Consider the following 16,135-nt stretch of genomic DNA (forward strand, 5'->3'; position numbering starts at 1 on the left):
GAAGTTTGTAGGGTAGGGACGTGATCGTTGTAACCGCATCGGTCACGTCCCGCTCGTTAACGCGGTAAAGTAGCGTGTTTGCTTTCTGGAGGGGATCGATACGTGACTACGAAGCGCAATGAACCTGATGTGCAGCCGTCCGTCGACGAGCACGATACGTCGACCGATCACGATGCGAAGGAGTCGACGGTCGAGCAGACCCCGAGCACCGACAACGTGACGTTCACGCTCTCGCTGCCGGTCGCGGTTCGCGAGACTCCCGAGCACGAAGCTGCTGTGGCCATCGACGATGTTGCTGTCAATGCGCATCAAGTGGATGTCGCAACTATGGCAACGACAACCATCACGTTTGCGCCGGAGTCAGTGGTGACGATCCCACCCGAGTCTGTGCCTGAAGTGGCCGTTATTCCTGAGCTGCCGCCGGCGGACCGACCGGCTACTCGTCGCGGACGCCAGCGCACCGAAGTTCGCGCGACGACGCCCGAGACGGCCACGATGCTCACCGCTGAGCGATTGATCAATCCGGGCAAGAAGAACCGAGCCACCGCGCCAGAGGGCTTCTTCCAAGAGCTCGTCTACGCTGTCACATTCCATCTCGTCAATCTTGGCGATTCTTACCGAGTTAAAGAGCGCAAAGCTCTTGAGGCTCGCGTTACGAAGACATTCGTGGGTGGAACTCGGTTCGTTCCGGTTCTCACCCGCAAGGGCGGGGTCGGCAAGACCACGATCACGGCACTTCTCGGCATGGCATTGGCCGACACCCGCGAGGACCGCATCATTGCGATCGACGCTAACCCTGACCGCGGAACGCTTGCCGAGCGAATCGACAAGCAAACCCGTGCAACGGTTCGCGATGTCGTGATGCGTGCGGAGTCGCTCCACACGTTTAGCGAATTCCAAACCGTGGTGTCTCGTGATGAGACTCGCCTCGACGTTTTGGCATCCGACACTGATCCACACGTCTCAGAAGCATTTGACGAAAACGACTACAACGTGGTTGCCGATATGGCCGAGCGTTTCTATTCAGTCGCTATCACCGACTGTGGAACCGGAATTGTCCACTCGGTCATGCGTGCAACGCTGCAGCGTGCTGACTCGATTGTCATTGTTTCCGGTGGCAGCGTTGACGAGGCACGTCTCGCATCAGAGACTCTCACGTGGCTCGAATCCAACGGGCACGAAGATCTCGTGAAGAACGCTGTCGTGGCAATCAACACCGCCACTCAGGGCACCAACTTGGTGAAGCTCGAGGAGATCGAGGCGCACTTTAAGTCGCGTGTACGCGAGATTGTTCGCGTGCCATACGACCCCAGCTTGGCTACGGGATCCGTTGTTCATTATCGTGACCTCAACAAGTTGACCAAGGCTGCTGCCCGCGAACTCGCGGCCGTTGTCATGGATGGTCTTCCCGCAGTTCGGGCTAACTGACGCTATGGCTGTTCGTGAGATTCGCCTGTTCGGCGATCCCGTCCTTCGCTCAGTATGCGATCCCATTGCTATCGGTGATGCGCGTGCTGATGCGCTCATCGACGACCTCATCGAGACGGTCAAGCTTCCCGGTCGTGCCGGGCTCGCTGCTAACCAAATCGGTGTCGGCTTGCGTGCATTCAGCTACAACATCGATGGCGATATCGGCTACATCATCAATCCGGTTCTTGCCGAAGTGTCGGGGGAGCCGGAGCTGGTGGATGAGGGTTGCTTGTCTGTGCCCGGATTCTATTTTCTCCGCCGTCGCTATCCTTTCGCCCGCGTCATGGGAGTAGACCTCGCGGGCGAGCCTGTTGAGCTCAGCGGCGAAGGGCTCATGGCTCAGGCGTTGCAGCACGAGACCGATCATCTCGATGGCCATCTGTATATCGAGGGCCTCGAGCCTGAGGCTAAGCGTGAAGCGATGCGCGCCATCCGTCAGGCACCCTGGTACTAAACCCCACCCGCGTCACGTCACCTCGCTTCGAGGGGACGGGCGCTATTTGGCGCGCCTGCCAGTTGAACGCAGTGGGGGATCCAACGACGAAGGCCCCGCCACACTTGCGTATGACGGGGCCTTCAGCATTTGTGGTGCTACTTCAGCGAGATTCCTTCTGTCGCCGGCGAGTTCGAGTACAGCGACTCGATGACATCGGCGAAGTCAGCCAAAATCACATTGCGCTTGATGCTCATCTTGGGCGTCAGGTGACCGCTGTCTTCGGTGAGGTCCGCATCGAGGATGTGGAACTTACGGATTGACTCGGCACGGGAGACGCGAGAGTTTCCCACGTCAATCGCGCGCTGGACTTCGGCGAGTACTGCGGGGTGTTTCGCCGCCTGTTCCACTGTCCACGTTGCATCGAGCCCGTTGTTCGCGAGCCACACAGGCAGCATTTCCTCGTCGAGAGTGACAAGAGCGGAGATGAACGGACGCTGCTCACCCACGACGATTACTTGGCCGATGATCGGGTTCGCTCGGATGGGGTCTTCGAGCGCCGCGGGAGCAACGTTCTTGCCGCCGGCAGTCACAATGATTTCCTTCTTGCGACCAGTGATCTCGAGGTATCCATCTTCGTCGAACTGCCCGATGTCGCCGGTCTTGAACCAACCGTCTTCAAAGACGTCGTCGGTAGCAGCCTGGTTGTTCCAGTACCCGTCGAAGACGCACACGCCCTTGGCTTGAATCTCGCCGTCTTCGGCAATCCGCACCGAAACGCCGGGGAGCGGCGGGCCGACCTTTCCGATCTTGAAGTTGGACGGCTTGTTCACCGAAATGGGGGCGGTGGTCTCGGTGAGTCCGTAGCCCTCGAGGATCGTGAGGCCGAGGCTGCGGTAGAAGTGTCCGAGACGCAGTCCGAGAGGCGCGGATCCGGAGACCGCGTATTTGACGCGCCCGCCGAGTGCTGCGCGAATCTTGGAGAGCACGAGACGGTCGAAGACAGCGAACTGGATTTTGAGCCCCAGCGGCACGTGACCCTCATCGAGCGCCTTCGAGTGTGCGATCGCAACATCGGCAGCCTTGCGGAAGATCTTGCCCTTGCCGCCAGCTTCCGCCTTCTGCTCGGAGGAGTTGTAGACCTTCTCGAAGACACGCGGCACAGCCAACAGGAACGTTGGCTTGAACGATGCCATCGAGGGCAGCAGCAACTTGGTGTCCGGCTGGTGGCCTACTTTGACGCCACCGTGAACACAGAGGATCGAGATGAACCGAGCGAAGATGTGCGCTGTAGTAATGAAGAGCAGCGTGCTCGAATCGGGGTTGACGACCTCGGGGATTGCCTTCTGCGAGTTGCGGCACAGCTCAACAAAGTTGGAGTGCGTGATCACGCAGCCTTTGGGCTTTCCGGTTGTTCCCGAGGTATAGATCAGCGTCGCGAGATCGGAACCCTTGGCCAAGTTGCGGCGACGTTCGATCTCTTCATCGCTGACGTCAGCTCCCGATTTGGCTAGTTTGTCGAGGTCGCCCAAATCGATCTGCCACAGGTTGGCGATAGCGGGCACGTCTGCACGAATCTCGTCGAAGCGCGCGAAGTGGTCGGGCGTTTCTGTGATCATCGCCGTGGCGCCGGAGTCCGTGATGTTCCACAGAATCTGGCTCGGCGAGCTGGTCTCGTAAATTGGCACAAGCACCGCGCCTGTGAACCAGGTCGCGAAGTCAATGAGTGTCCACTCATAACGGGTCTTGCACATGAGGCCGATTTTGTCGCCTGGCTCAATGCCGGCAGCGACAAGTCCCTTGGCAAGGGCTTTCACTTGGGTAAGAAATTCCGACGATGTCACGTCGCTCCAGCCACCGTTAGCGGTGGGCAGCGAGAACAAAGCGTTATTGGGTGTAGCCGCAACACGATCCATCAATAGATCGGTAGCGTTTGCATTCGGGTCAGCCTCAACTAGGGCTGGTACATCAAACTGTTTCACGGCAACTCCTTTGGCACCGGTAGGTGGTCTACTCCACTCTAGCGAGGTCAGGCACGCCTAACCACGTGCGCATTGGCGCGTGTGGATATTTGCACCCGTTTGTGGGGTACGTTCTGGCAAACGGTAGAGTGGGGAGTCCCGCGACGAGGAATTGAGGTGCCATGTTCTATTGGTTTATGAAGAATCTGGTGGCTGGTCCCATTTTGAAGACTGTCTTCCGTCCGTGGGTTTCCGGTCTTGAGAACGTTCCCCGCAAGGGTGGAGTCATCTTGGCGAGCAATCACCTGTCGTTCATCGACTCGGTGTTTTTGCCGCTCATTATGGACCGACGCATCTTTTTTCTCGCCAAGAGCGACTATTTCACTGGCCGTGGCATCAAGGGCTGGCTCTCGCGAGCGTTTTTCAATGGCACGGGGATGCTGCCCATCGACCGTTCCGGCGGCAAAGCTTCAGAGGCATCGCTCAACACGGGCCTAGCGGTTTTGGCTCGTGGAGAGGTGCTTGGCATCTATCCCGAGGGAACGCGCAGCCCCGACGGAAAGATGTATCGCGGCCGCACCGGAGTCGCACGCATGATTCTCGAAGGCCATGTTCCAGTTGTTCCTGTCGCAATGATCGACACTGAAAAGGTCATGCCCATCGGCACGAAGATCCCTCGCATGGGCCGCATCGGAATCGTCTTCGGTGAGCCTCTCGACTTCAGCCGTTTCGAGGGCATGGAGGGTGACCGATTCATCCTTCGCTCGATTACTGACGAGATCATGTATGAGCTCAACCGCATCAGCGGTCAGGAGTATGTGGATGTCTATGCCACCTCGGTGAAAGACCGCGCCGCACGTCGTTAGCAACGCCCGGCAATTCACCGCAGAGTCTCGCCGTGCAGCAGTGCTGTAACGGTGACACTCAGCACCCACTTGTGCCGGTAGGCTCGTAGTGGGTCACAAACCCGTTCATTTTCGCTGTAATTGTATGAAGGAAACTCCTCGTGGTCGACCCGTCAGAACCAGTCGTGCTTGCTGATCCCGCCGTGATTGCGGGTCTAGACAACTGGCGCACGCTCCCCATCAAACAGCAGCCACAGTGGCCGGATGCCGACGCCGTTGGCGAAGCATCTAGCAAGATTGCGTCGCTGCCGCCCCTCGTTTTCGCGGGCGAAGTAGACCGTTTGCGTACCCGCCTCGCGCGCGCAGCTCAGGGAGAAGCGTTCCTGTTGCAGGGTGGTGACTGTGCTGAGACTTTTGCGGGCGCTACCGCGCAGCAGATCAGCGATCGAGTCAAGACGATTCTGCAGATGGCTGTTGTACTTACGTATGGTGCTTCGAAGCCCATCGTGAAGATGGGCCGCATGGCTGGCCAGTTCGCCAAGCCACGGTCAAGCGACTCTGAGACCCGCGGCGACGTCACGTTGCCGGCCTACCGTGGCGACATCGTTAACGGTTACGACTTCACTCCGGAGTCCCGTACTGCTGATCCTGCTCGTCTGGTTGAGGGTTACCACACGGCGGCGTCGACGCTGAACCTTATTCGCGCGTTCACGCAGGGCGGCTTCGCCGATCTTCGCCAGGTGCATTCTTGGAACAAGGGCTTCGCCGCCAACCCGGCGAACCGCCAGTACGAGAGTCTTGCTAAAGAGATCGACAAGGCAGTGCGCTTCATGGAAGCAGCAGGAGCCGACTTTGACGAGCTCAAGCGCACCGAGTTCTACTCAAGCCACGAGGGTCTCCTCATGGACTACGAGCGTCCGATGACGCGCATTGATTCGCGCACCGGTACGCCGTACAACACGAGCGCCCACTTCTTGTGGATCGGGGAGCGCACGCGCGACCTCGATGGCGCGCACATTGACTACTTCTCTCGGCTGCGTAACCCGATCGGCGTCAAGCTCGGTCCGACCACGACACCTGAGACTATGAAGCAGCTCATCGACAAGCTTGACCCCGAGCGCGAGCCTGGCCGTCTGACCTTCATTACCCGCATGGGTGCTGGCAAGGTTCGCGACGCGCTTCCGCCGCTGCTCGAGGCCATCAAAGAGATGGACGCGACGCCGCTGTGGATCACGGATCCCATGCACGGCAACGGTCTCACGACTCCCACCGGTTACAAGACGCGTCGTTTCGACGATGTCGTTGATGAGGTCAAGGGCTTCTTCGAGTCGCACCGCGCTGCGGGAACCTACCCCGGTGGTATCCACATCGAGCTCACTGGTGACGATGTCACGGAGTGCCTGGGTGGTTCAGAGCAGATCGATGAGGCTACTCTTGCGACTCGTTACGAGTCGCTGTGTGACCCGCGACTCAACCACATGCAGTCGCTTGAACTCGCTTTCTTGGTAGCTGAGGAGCTTCGCGCTTTCTAACGCCGCTGAAAACGCCCGCCAGCCCGAAACTCTCTACGGAGAGCGTTGCGGGTGGCGGGCGTTTTGCGTTGTGCTCGTGCGAATTCATGGCCGCGGAGAAACACGCGGCGACGTTAGATCTGCGGGCCGTAGACGGTGACTTCTGAGCCGCGCTTGATGGATTCGCCCGGTGAAGGATCGGTGCCGGAGACTGTGGCTAGAGAACTCCAGAAACCCGGCGGGATGTCGGTGACCACGTTCACCACAAAATCGAGAGCTTCAAGTTCTTCAACGGCGCGGGTGATTGTCTCTCCGCTGACATCGGGAACCTGAACTAGGTCAGGGCCCTTCGAGATGATGAAGCTGGCGGTATCACCCTCGCGGAAGGTGCGGGCGACTCCGTCGGCATCCTTCTCAGAGTCGATGGCGACGACCGTTCCTTCGTCACAATCGCTAAAGACTTCGCGGCCAGTTTCGGCGTTGAGCCCAACCCCGGCGAGAGTTTGAGTCGCATTATCGACGGTCGAGCACGTGACGTCGGGGAGCGCACCCGCGGAGATGACGAGAGTGACGTCCTGAAGTTCGCCGTATTTTTCGGCTCCGAGGATAGACGCTGAGTCTGCACCGAGCGCGTCAATGACGAGACCCGCAGCGATCTCGCTGTCGAACTGCTTAATGCTGGGTTCGATCAAAGTGAAAGGTGCTTCTTCAATTGCGGTTCGGGCTTCATCTTCCGTCATCCCGGCAAAATCAGGCACGTCGAGGGGTCGAGGGCCCTGAGAGATCAGCAATTGCACGGGAGAGCCGTTGGGGACCATTTCCCCTATTTCAGGAGCAGTGTTCGCGACAAGGTCGACCGCGACTACGGGATCGTAGGTTTCGCCGAGTTCATCGCTGACGACAAGTCCGAGTTCTTCCAAGATATCTTTGGCTTCTTCGGGTGTCGCGTTTCTTATGGTGTCCGGAATTGTCACTTGGGCACCAGGACCAGACCCGAAGTACCACCCTGCGCCGGCAGCTCCGCCGACGAGGAGAACGATCAGAACAAGTAGCCACCAGCCACGCGACTTTCGTTTGGTCGCGCGCGTCGAAAGGGTTGTGGTGTTCTCTGACACTTGAGTGGGTGCTGGTGGAGCGACTTGTTGAAGTTCGGCGCCGAACACTTGTGTGTCGGCGGTTGAGTTGTTCGGTTCTGCGGCTGGCGCGCTCGGCAGAACCATGGTGCGTTGTACTGCGGTGGATGCCGTTGGCGGCAGCGCGGTCATCAACGAGCTGTGCGTTTGGTACAGCTGGTCGAGCAGCACGCGTGCATCTTTGGGGCGGTCATCCGGTTCGCGTGCGGTCGCCCAGAGCACGAGGTCATCGAGCTCTGCAGGAACAAGGCGGTTGCCCGAGCTGGGGCTCGGCACTGCGTCGTTGGCGTGCTGATAGGCAATCTGCATGGGTTGCTCGCCCTTGAAGGGCTGCTCTCCCACGAGCATTTCGTACATCATGATGCCGACGGCGTAGATGTCGCTGCGAGTGTCCGCGAGTCCGCGAGTCACGAGCTCGGGGGAGAGGTACGCGATCGTGCCGAGCAGCGAGGCGCCGGTTGCGGTGTTTGCGCTGGCCGCACGCGCTAGTCCGAAGTCGGCGATCTTGATGCGACCGTCGTCGGCGAGTAACACGTTTTCAGGTTTGAGGTCGCGGTGAACGATTCCGGCTTTGTGCGCTGCGGCGAGACCGGCGAGCACGGCTTCCATGATGTCGAGGGTCTGCTCAGTGGTGAGGATGCGGTGTTCCAGAAGCAGATCGCGCAATGTAATACCGGGGAGATACTCCATGACGAGGTAGGCCATGTCGCTGTCTTGACCCTGGTCAAAGACGTTGACGACGTTGGGATGCGCGAGTCGAGCTGAAGAGCGAGCTTCTTGAACGAAGCGTTCCTTGAACTTGCTGTCGTCGGCGAGGTGCCCGTGCATGACCTTAATGGCCACTTTGCGTTCGAGTCGCTGATCAGTGGCAAGGTACACGGTTGCCATGCCGCCACGGGCAATCCGCGAACGAATCTGATACCGACCGTCGAGCAGACGGCCGATCATCGGATCACTAGAGTTCGCATTCACCTTCAGAGTCTAAAGTTCTGAGCTTCGAGAGTGCCGCTAGACACGGCTGTTCTGGCTCTTAGCCGAGCTGTTCTAGCCAAGATCGGGCGGATGTCTCCCATTTTGCGTAGGCATCGGGGTGTGCAGAAATCTGCACGGCTTGAGCTGCGTTGGTGACGCTCATGTTCTGCCAGCCAGAGATTTCGAGGAGCCCGCGAGTAATTCCCTTGTTTGGATTACTCGATCCGCCGTAGAACAAGCGCGCAGCATAGGAGGGTGTGGTGAGTTGGCTGACAGTTCCCCAGCCTGAACTCGGTCGCTGTTGAAAGAGTCCAACGGAGTCTCGATCGCCCCAGGTCAGGTTCCGCAAGCTGGATTCTTGCATTGCTGTTGCGAGGGCAATCGTGATGCCGTAGTCGGAGACGCCGAGCTCTCGTCCAACCTGAACGATTACTTCGGCGTTGGCGCGCATCTCAGCGTCGAGGTAGGTGATGCTTCCGCCAGAGCTGGCCAGTGCGGAACTCGCCGAGGGGATCGTCACTGTGTCGCCAATGTAGATGACTGAGGAGGTGTTGAGGCCGTTCGCGTCGAGCAGCGCCTGAGTGGTGATGCCGGCTCGCGACGCGATAGAGGAGACGGTATCGCCGGAAACCACGGCGTAGGCGCTTCCTTGCACAGGAGCAGGTGCCGCTTCGGCCACTGGCGCTGGCTCCTCTCCAACGACTGCAGCCGGACTTTCAACTTCAGCTGCAACTTCGGCGGGAGTCTCGTCGGCATCCGGTGCTTGTTCTTCGTTGGTTGCCGAAGCTGTGGTGTCGTTCCCCGCAGCGTCGTCATCGGACGCAAAATCGTATTCTTCGGTTTCTGCGGAGGGGGAACTCAAATTGCCGGGAATGAGCAGCGATTGCCCTGGGTAGATGATGCTCGACCAGCCGAGACCGTTTGCTGACATCAGCGAGATAGTGGAGACGCCAAATTTGTTGGCGATGCCGCTGAGGGTGTCACCGGCAACGATCGCGTATTGACCATTGGTGGTTTTGACATGGGTCACGCTCGGAACGCTGCTTACGACATCCTTTGTGAGCGTGAGCTCTTGACCGGGAAAGATCGTCGATGACCAACTCAGCCCGTTCAGTGCGAGAACGGATGCCGTGGAGAGGCCATAGCGAGTGGCGATATCGCTGATCGTGTCGCCTTCGGCAACGCGGTAACTTGCCGGAGCGGGTCCGATGATCGTTGTCGCTGCTTCGGTGATTGTCGGAGTGGTGACACGAGCTGGCTTGGTGGCGCGTTCGGTTGAGAGCCGTGGGTCGTCAGGCGTTTTCGCGTTGACGGGTTCGACAGGCCCGGTGAGATTGAACGTCGCAGCGGCGAGAGAGCCGACTAGTAGTACTGGAACGGTGTTCATCACGCTGCGGTTGACCCGTGTGCGCTGCTGAGCGATTCTTCGCGCGCGCTCTGGCGTGCGCACGGCTTTCGCGGGTACTAGTCCTGCGAAAACGGTTGAAGCGACGCTGCTTGCGTCGTCCATTGTGAAATATTTCATGGCGTTCTTCCTGCTCCCGGCCCCGAGAAGGTACACGCGATCGCTGAGATCGCGGGTTCAACGCTGTCACAGAAGAACATTAGTGTCAACCAATGTGTCTAATGAGGTCAGTGTGGTTATTGTTACCTAAGTTCACTAGTGAATATTCTGGGTAAGCCGTGCGAACTGTCCGTTTTATCCCTCATGACGTGGCAGTCTTAACGTGTGACTGAATCACCCACCATCAACTGGCTTACTGTTCCAGACCTCACCGAGCTCCTCGGGCTCAAGGTGAGCCAAGTGCGTCGCCTCATCGAAGAGGGCGCGCTGCTCGCCAGCAAGATCGACGGCGTGTGGCAGGTTCCCGACGTTTTCATCGTCAACGGAGCACCACTTCGTGAACTGAGAGGAACGGTTGTCGTGCTCTCTGACGCCGGATTCTCTTCCGACGAGTCGATGAACTGGTTGTTGTCGAACGAACCTAGCTTGGGCGTGCCGCCTGTCGAAGCGCTCCGCGCCGGTCGCAAGGCCGAAGTTCGCCGCGTAGCTCAAGCCCTCGGGTTCTAAAACCTAGTGCGCTGCACCGCGGTAAGCCGTGCAGTGCAGCGCGAGCGCTCTAGAAGGATCGCGTGGTAGCGGCTTCTGCCAATTCGAGCAGACGAGCGCGCGCTGTTGGAGCGAGATTTGCGTTCTCGATTGCCTCGCACGCTCGTTCGAGGTTGCGGGAAATCACCTTTTCCACTCTCGCTACAGCGCCGGAATCTTCGAGCGTCGAACGAATCATGTCAACTTGCTCGCTACTGAGGTCCGGGTCACCAAGCAGCTCATCCAGAATGGCGTTGGTGCTCTTGGAAAGCTTCTCGCGGGCGATTGCAATGATTGCCGTTCGCTTGCCTTCGCGCAGATCGTCGCCGGCCGGCTTGCCCGTCACTTCGGGGTCGCCGAAAATGCCGAGCACATCATCGCGCAGCTGAAAAGCGACGCCAAGGGGAAGGCCAAACGCGCGAAGCGTTGCCATTTGTTCGTCGGTGCCGGCACCCAAGCTGGCTCCGAGGGCAAGAGGAGCCTCGACGCTGTACTTTGCAGACTTGTAAATTAGGACCCGTTGCGCACGATCGAGAGCTTCTGACTCCGGGTAACTTGCCCACGCGCTTTCATCGTGAATATCCAAGAACTGGCCGGCCATGACTTCTGTGCGCATCGTCATGAACTCTTTGCGTGCTGCCAAGGCTGAGGTGCGGGGGAGCGTCGCGATTCCTCGCCCCAATAGTTCGTCGCTCCAGCCCAGGAGCAAGTCTCCGAGCAGAAGTGCGGATGATTCTCCGTACGCTTCAGCGTTGCCACTCCATCCGCCGTCGATGTGCATTTTCTCGAAACGGCGGTGGGCGGAAGGTGCGCCGCGGCGGGTGTCAGAGCGATCCATGATGTCGTCGTGCACGAGAGCCGCGGCGTGAAAGAGCTCTAGGGCGGATGCCGAAAGCAACACACCGGTGAGGTCTTCACTCGCGGAGTTCTCGGCGAAAGGGTCGTCAGACGACGAGAGGCCGGCGACGGATTGCCATCCCCAATAGCAGAACAGCGCACGAAAGCGCTTTCCGCCAGAAAGGAGCGCCCCGCCGACGTCGGTCAGAGCAGTCAGCTCGGGGGCGATCGCGTTTAATTCGTCGTGTTTCTCGGTGAGAAACTCATCAATTTTCAGCTGGACAAGGTCAACTAACTGGTTACTCTCAGGCACTCGTCTAGCCTACCTAGTGAATGGGGGCGTACTATAGAGACCTAGCCGTGAATCCCAGAGAGAGGGGAACGGAATGCCGCTTTCAGAGCAAGAGCAGCGGGCCCTCGATGAGATGGAGCGCAGCCTCTATCAAAACGATGCCGATTTCGTCAGCGCAGTCAACCCCCGCAAAGGTAAGCCCAACTATCGAATGATGGTCGTTGGCGTTCTTGTCGGGGTCGCCGGAATCATCGCCCTTCTTACCGGCGTGATCATCCAGCAGCCTCTCGTGGGTGTGCTCGGGTTCGTCGTCATGTTTGTCGGTGTTCTGCTTTTCGTAGCGCCGCCGCGTTCCGGAGACGCCGACGAAATGCCCGAACCGTCATCCGCCTCATCTGGCCGCTCGGCTAAGCGCGGCACCTCTTTTATGGACACGATTAACCAGCGTTGGGATCGCCGCCAGGACGGCAATAGCTAACTCCCGCTCCCTCCACTTTCAAGGACCAGCCTTCGGGCTGGTCCTTTTTTTGTGCCCTGATTGGGGTTGACGACCCACGATCGGCCAATTTTGCTCCATTTTCCTCCACCCTAAAATTCCTTGTATTTACTGGGCTCTGTGGATAACTTTCACGGAGTTTGCCGAAAAACCTTAGATATGTGGTTGAAAGTGGAGTAAAGTGGAGGCAACCAGAATCCGGGCCGGAGATTGAGGGGAGGGCGCCGTGTTTCTAGGCACCTACGCCCCCAAGCTCGACGACAAGGGGCGCATCATCCTGCCGGCGAAGTTTCGCGAGGAGCTCGCTTCTGGCGTCGTGGTCACTCGTGGCCAAGAACGTTGCCTTTACGTGTTCAGCCAGCGCGAGTTTGAAGTAATGCACGAGGCGATTCGCAAGGCGCCTGTCACGAGCAAGCAGGGTCGCGACTTTTTGCGTCTCTTTCTTTCTGGTGCAAACCAAGAGACGCCTGACAAGCAGCACCGGGTAACGATCCCCGCTGGGCTACGCGAGTACGCCGGGTTAGGACGCGACCTGACCGTGATCGGTGCGGGTAATCGCGCTGAAATCTGGGACACCGAAGCCTGGAACAACTACTACGAGGCCACCGAGGCCGATTTCGTCAACACCACCGAGGAGGTGATTCCGGGACTCTTCTAGCTCTTCGACGCTGACTCCCAGCCGAGCGCCCTGATTTTCTTCCCCGATATCAGGTCGAATCGGATGGGGATCAGCATCCGAGAACTAGCCCTAACATCATGGCTGACAACACCATTCACACCCCAGTACTCCTTGAGCGCTCGATTGAGTTGCTCGCTCCGGCACTGAACGCTCCCGGAGCAGTTCTTGTCGACGGAACTCTCGGAATGGCTGGGCATGCGGAGGCATTTCTCCAGCGTTTCCCCGACCTCACTCTCGTGGGTATCGACCGGGACGAGGATGCTCTCGCTATCGCTCGACGTCGGCTTGAGCCTTTCGCTGACCGCACACACTTTGTTCATGCTGTCTACGACGAAATTCCACAGGCACTCGATTCGTTGGGAATCATGTCAGTCGAAGGCATCTTCTTCGACCTCGGCGTATCATCCCTCCAACTCGACCGTGTTGAGCGCGGTTTCTCGTACTCTCAAGACGCTCCACTGGACATGCGGATGGATGCCTCGACACCGGTGACGGCCGAGCACATTCTCGCGACGTACAGCGAGCTCGAGCTCCGTCGTATTTTCTATGCGTATGGCGACGAGAAACTTGCCCCGCGATTCGCGAGCCGCATCGTGCAGTTCCGCGAGCAGCAGCCGCTGACGACGTCTGCCCAACTCGTGGAACTGGTCATTGCGGCTACTCCCGCGGCAGCACAACGTGCAGGTCATCCGGCGAAGCGCGTCTTTCAGGCGCTGCGCATCGAAGTGAACCAAGAACTGTCGGTTCTAGAGCGGGCGATTCCCGCTGCGGTTGACTCCCTCGCGCTCGGCGGACGGATGGTCGTGCTGGCCTACCAGTCGCTGGAAGACCGCATCGTCAAACGCGAGCTACAGCGACGTTCCAAATCCACCGCTCCGGCGGGCCTTCCGGTTGAGCTTCCTCAGCACAAACCGGAACTCAAACTCCTTGTTCGCGGATCAGAGCAAGCAAGTGAAGCAGAGCAAGCCCTCAACCCTCGAGCAAAGCCCGTTCGGCTGCGAGCGATAGAACGAATGCGAGTCATCTCATGAGCACTAACCTCGCTTATGCACAGCCACAGCCGCTTCACCAGCCAACTGCACGCCCGTCTCATATTGAGATCGTCACGACGAAGGCGCAGCGCAAAGCTCGGCCGCGCATGCTTTATGCAGTGGTAACTGTCGCGAGCCTTTTCGCGATCCTTGCCGCGCAACTTTTGTTGAGCATCGTTGTTACTCAGGGTGCGTACGAGATCGACTCGTTGCAGTACGACCAGAAAGTGCTAGTTCGTACAGAGCAGAGCCTGCTCGAATCGCTTTCATTGCAGTCATCAACGCAAAATCTGGCCGCGCGGGCGGCGGAGTACGGCATGGTTCCCAACGCGACGCCTTATTCGCTGAATATCTCAGATGGTTCGGTCTTCAGCCTTCCTGGAAGCGCGGATCCGTCCGGATGCGGTGGTAGCTGTGGCCTAGTCGGCAACACACTTCTGGATGACGCTTCACTCGTAACCGCAGCGAACGCTGCTGAAGCGACGGCTGGTGCTTCCGCGAGTGGCGCGAGTGCCGCAGCTGCGACGGATACCTCCGCCGCGCCAGAGCCCGCCAATAACGCGATTCCTGCTCCTGTCACGCGATGATTGAGGTCAATCGTCATGGGGAGGACCGATGAAACCACGCTCAACTCGTGCGCGAGTTTCATTCGTCATCCTCACCATCGTGGTGTTGACGGGCGTCTTCATGGTTCGTCTCGTCGACCTGCAGATCGTTCAAGCTGACACGCTCAATGCAGAAGCGGACACAAAACGCACTCTCACGAGCGTGAGCTACGGAACGCGCGGAGACATCGTTGATACCAACGGCGCAATCTTGGCCGATAGCGTTGAGCGTTTCGATATCGTCATTTCGCCGCGCGTAACTCTGTTGCGCGAGAATGCATCCGTTGTGGTGCTCGAGGACCTCGTCCAGATCACCGACATCATCGGGGGAGACCCTGATGAAATGCTCGCGATGATTCTCGATAACCCGGAGTCGGACTTTGAATATCTGGCGCAGGGAATCACTCTCGATGAGTATCAATCCGTACTCGAACTGGGTATCACCTGGCTCTATTACGAACTAAGCCCCGAACGCAGTTACCCCAACGGTGAGATTGCGGGCAACCTTGTGGGGTTCATTGGTACCGATGGCCCGCAGGCTGGCGTCGAACTGTCGGCCGATGAATGCTTGGCCGGCGAAGACGTTGAAGCAAGCTATGCCCGCGGCGAGGATGGAGTAGCCCTACCGGGCAGCGACGTGGAGACCATTGAAGCGAAAGATGGGGGCACGCTAGCCCTGACGATCGATAGGGATCTCCAGTTTTACGTGCAGCAACGCATGGCACAGACCGCCGAAGCACTGGGAGCTACGTGGGCGACGGGCGTTGTCATGCGTGTTAGCGATGCGCATTTGCTCGCCGTAAGCGATTGGCCGACGGTCGACCCCAATAACGTCGACCTTGCGGATCGTGGCGCTCTGGGTTCGCGTGCGTTCAGCACGCCTTACGAACCCGGTTCGACGGTGAAGGCGCTCACGGCCGCTTCTCTGATCGATGCAGGAGCCGCTAACCAGCAAACACAAGTCGTCTCGCCCTACGCACTCGAATTAACCAATGGTGGTGGAACGATCAGTGATTCCTTCTATCACGAGGACCAACGACTGACTCTTGCGGGAGCACTAGTCGAGTCGTCGAATACGGCAATCGCGCAGTACACCGACCTCTTGGATGCCGCCTCTCGTCACGACTATCTGCAGGCCTTCGGGCTCGGCGAAAAGACAGGTATCGGTTTCTACGGTGAATCCAGTGGCGCGCTCTACGAAGCCAAAGACTGGGATGCGCGCACCAACTATGCCGTTCAATTCGGTCAGGGTCTCAGCACGACATCCATTCAAATGGCGAGTGCATACCAAGCGCTAGGCAATGACGGTGTCCGCCTTCCTCCTGTGCTTGTCGAGGGCTGCGAATGGCCAGACGGCACGGTCACTGATACGCCTTCCACCGAGGGAACCCAGGTTATTTCTGAAACAGCAGCAGATCAGACTCTGGAGATGATGGAGATGGTCTACAGCTCAAGCGGTTCGGCTCCGAACCTGCAGATTCCCGGATATCGGGTAGCGGTTAAGAGTGGAACGGCTCAAGTCGCGGAGAACGGAGCCTACGGCAACAGCGTAGTGATTTCCTACGCGGGACTCGCTCCTGCAGAGGACCCTGAGTACATTGTGATCGCGACAGCGGGTATCCCGGATAGCATATATTCCGGCGCCATTGCCACGACGTTTCGCGACATCATGGCCCAAACGCTCACCACTTACCGCGTTACCCCGTCAGAAACTTCGGGACCGGATCTGCCGTTGCGTTGGTGAGCTTCCCCCGCGTTTACCTACCCCTGGAGCACACCCC

The 16,135-nt window shown here is 58.7% G+C and carries 14 protein-coding genes; 10 read left to right on the top strand and 4 right to left on the bottom strand.

Annotated elements, in window-relative coordinates; translation table 11 throughout:
* The first annotated feature begins 102 nt into the window (after positions 1-102).
* Complete coding sequence (locus tag I6E56_RS00655; RefSeq protein ID WP_197135426.1) at positions 103-1,428, top strand: MinD/ParA family protein; 1,326 nt, start codon at positions 103-105, stop codon at positions 1,426-1,428.
* Between the two features lie 4 nt (positions 1,429-1,432).
* Positions 1,433-1,924: a peptide deformylase gene (locus I6E56_RS00660; protein WP_197135427.1), complete on the top strand. Its 492-nt coding sequence runs from the start codon at positions 1,433-1,435 to the stop codon at positions 1,922-1,924.
* A gap of 137 nt (positions 1,925-2,061) precedes the next feature.
* On the opposite strand, the gene I6E56_RS00665 is transcribed toward I6E56_RS00660, so the two are convergent.
* Positions 2,062-3,885: a long-chain fatty acid--CoA ligase gene (locus I6E56_RS00665; RefSeq protein WP_197135428.1), complete on the bottom strand. Its 1,824-nt coding sequence runs from the start codon at positions 3,883-3,885 to the stop codon at positions 2,062-2,064.
* A 161-nt stretch (positions 3,886-4,046) separates the two neighbouring features.
* Between I6E56_RS00665 and I6E56_RS00670 the strand changes: the two genes are divergently transcribed.
* Complete coding sequence (locus I6E56_RS00670; RefSeq protein WP_197105512.1) at positions 4,047-4,730, top strand: 1-acyl-sn-glycerol-3-phosphate acyltransferase; 684 nt, start codon at positions 4,047-4,049, stop codon at positions 4,728-4,730.
* A 140-nt stretch (positions 4,731-4,870) separates the two neighbouring features.
* Positions 4,871-6,241 carry a class II 3-deoxy-7-phosphoheptulonate synthase gene (locus I6E56_RS00675; protein ID WP_307842702.1) on the top strand — a complete coding sequence of 457 codons (1,371 nt, stop codon included), beginning with the start codon at positions 4,871-4,873 and terminating at the stop codon, positions 6,239-6,241.
* Positions 6,242-6,354: 113 nt separating this feature from the next.
* Here the strand turns inward: I6E56_RS00675 and pknB are convergent, their stop codons facing one another.
* Together pknB and I6E56_RS00685 are read right to left on the bottom strand one after the other, a co-directional pair.
* Positions 6,355-8,325, bottom strand: coding sequence for a Stk1 family PASTA domain-containing Ser/Thr kinase (gene pknB / locus I6E56_RS00680; RefSeq protein ID WP_197135429.1), 1,971 nt, complete (start codon positions 8,323-8,325; stop codon positions 6,355-6,357).
* A gap of 58 nt (positions 8,326-8,383) precedes the next feature.
* A complete protein-coding gene (locus tag I6E56_RS00685; protein ID WP_231606191.1) occupies positions 8,384-9,835 on the bottom strand; it encodes a LysM peptidoglycan-binding domain-containing protein in 1,452 nt (483 codons plus the stop codon).
* A gap of 219 nt (positions 9,836-10,054) precedes the next feature.
* Here I6E56_RS00685 and I6E56_RS00690 point away from each other — a divergent pair, with 219 nt between their 5' ends.
* The gene (locus I6E56_RS00690) at positions 10,055-10,396 is read left to right on the top strand and encodes an Rv2175c family DNA-binding protein (protein WP_197135430.1); all 342 of its coding nucleotides are present in this window, start codon (positions 10,055-10,057) and stop codon (positions 10,394-10,396) included.
* Between the two features lie 49 nt (positions 10,397-10,445).
* On the opposite strand, the gene I6E56_RS00695 is transcribed toward I6E56_RS00690, so the two are convergent.
* Entirely contained in the window at positions 10,446-11,564 is a 1,119-nt protein-coding gene (locus I6E56_RS00695) for a polyprenyl synthetase family protein (RefSeq protein ID WP_197135431.1), read from the bottom strand.
* A gap of 73 nt (positions 11,565-11,637) precedes the next feature.
* On the opposite strand from I6E56_RS00695, the gene I6E56_RS00700 reads away from it, so the two are divergent.
* The 5 genes from I6E56_RS00700 (at position 11,638) to I6E56_RS00720 (ending at position 16,098) form a co-directional block, all read left to right on the top strand.
* Positions 11,638-12,021, top strand: coding sequence for a DUF3040 domain-containing protein (locus tag I6E56_RS00700; protein ID WP_197135432.1), 384 nt, complete (start codon positions 11,638-11,640; stop codon positions 12,019-12,021).
* Positions 12,022-12,265: 244 nt separating this feature from the next.
* Positions 12,266-12,697 carry a division/cell wall cluster transcriptional repressor MraZ gene (mraZ, locus tag I6E56_RS00705; protein WP_129071303.1) on the top strand — a complete coding sequence of 144 codons (432 nt, stop codon included), beginning with the start codon at positions 12,266-12,268 and terminating at the stop codon, positions 12,695-12,697.
* A 98-nt stretch (positions 12,698-12,795) separates the two neighbouring features.
* Positions 12,796-13,749, top strand: a complete 954-nt coding sequence (gene rsmH / locus I6E56_RS00710) for a 16S rRNA (cytosine(1402)-N(4))-methyltransferase RsmH (RefSeq protein WP_197135433.1) — start codon at positions 12,796-12,798, stop codon at positions 13,747-13,749.
* Positions 13,746-14,336 carry a hypothetical protein gene (locus I6E56_RS00715; RefSeq protein ID WP_197135434.1) on the top strand — a complete coding sequence of 197 codons (591 nt, stop codon included), beginning with the start codon at positions 13,746-13,748 and terminating at the stop codon, positions 14,334-14,336. Before rsmH ends, I6E56_RS00715 begins: the two co-directional genes overlap by 4 nt.
* 28 nt (positions 14,337-14,364) lie before the next feature.
* The gene (locus I6E56_RS00720) at positions 14,365-16,098 is read left to right on the top strand and encodes a penicillin-binding protein 2 (RefSeq protein ID WP_197135435.1); all 1,734 of its coding nucleotides are present in this window, start codon (positions 14,365-14,367) and stop codon (positions 16,096-16,098) included.
* Positions 16,099-16,135 lie beyond the last annotated feature (37 nt).

The organism is Salinibacterium sp. NK8237 (assembly GCF_015864955.1).
Taxonomy (GTDB): Bacteria; Actinomycetota; Actinomycetes; order Actinomycetales; family Microbacteriaceae; genus Rhodoglobus.

Excerpts from the sequence above, each read along its gene's own strand:
- I6E56_RS00660 (WP_197135427.1), top strand. The coding sequence starts at position 1,433 with ATGGCTGTTCGTGAGATTCGCCTGTTCGGCGATCCCGTCCTTCGCTCA.
- I6E56_RS00670 (WP_197105512.1), top strand. The coding sequence starts at position 4,047 with ATGTTCTATTGGTTTATGAAGAATCTGGTGGCTGGTCCCATTTTGAAG.
- I6E56_RS00685 (WP_231606191.1), bottom strand. The coding sequence starts at position 9,835 with ATGGACGACGCAAGCAGCGTCGCTTCAACCGTTTTCGCAGGACTAGTA.
- I6E56_RS00700 (WP_197135432.1), top strand. The coding sequence starts at position 11,638 with ATGCCGCTTTCAGAGCAAGAGCAGCGGGCCCTCGATGAGATGGAGCGC.
- rsmH (WP_197135433.1), top strand. The coding sequence starts at position 12,796 with ATGGCTGACAACACCATTCACACCCCAGTACTCCTTGAGCGCTCGATT.
- I6E56_RS00715 (WP_197135434.1), top strand. The coding sequence starts at position 13,746 with ATGAGCACTAACCTCGCTTATGCACAGCCACAGCCGCTTCACCAGCCA.
- I6E56_RS00720 (WP_197135435.1), top strand. The coding sequence starts at position 14,365 with ATGAAACCACGCTCAACTCGTGCGCGAGTTTCATTCGTCATCCTCACC.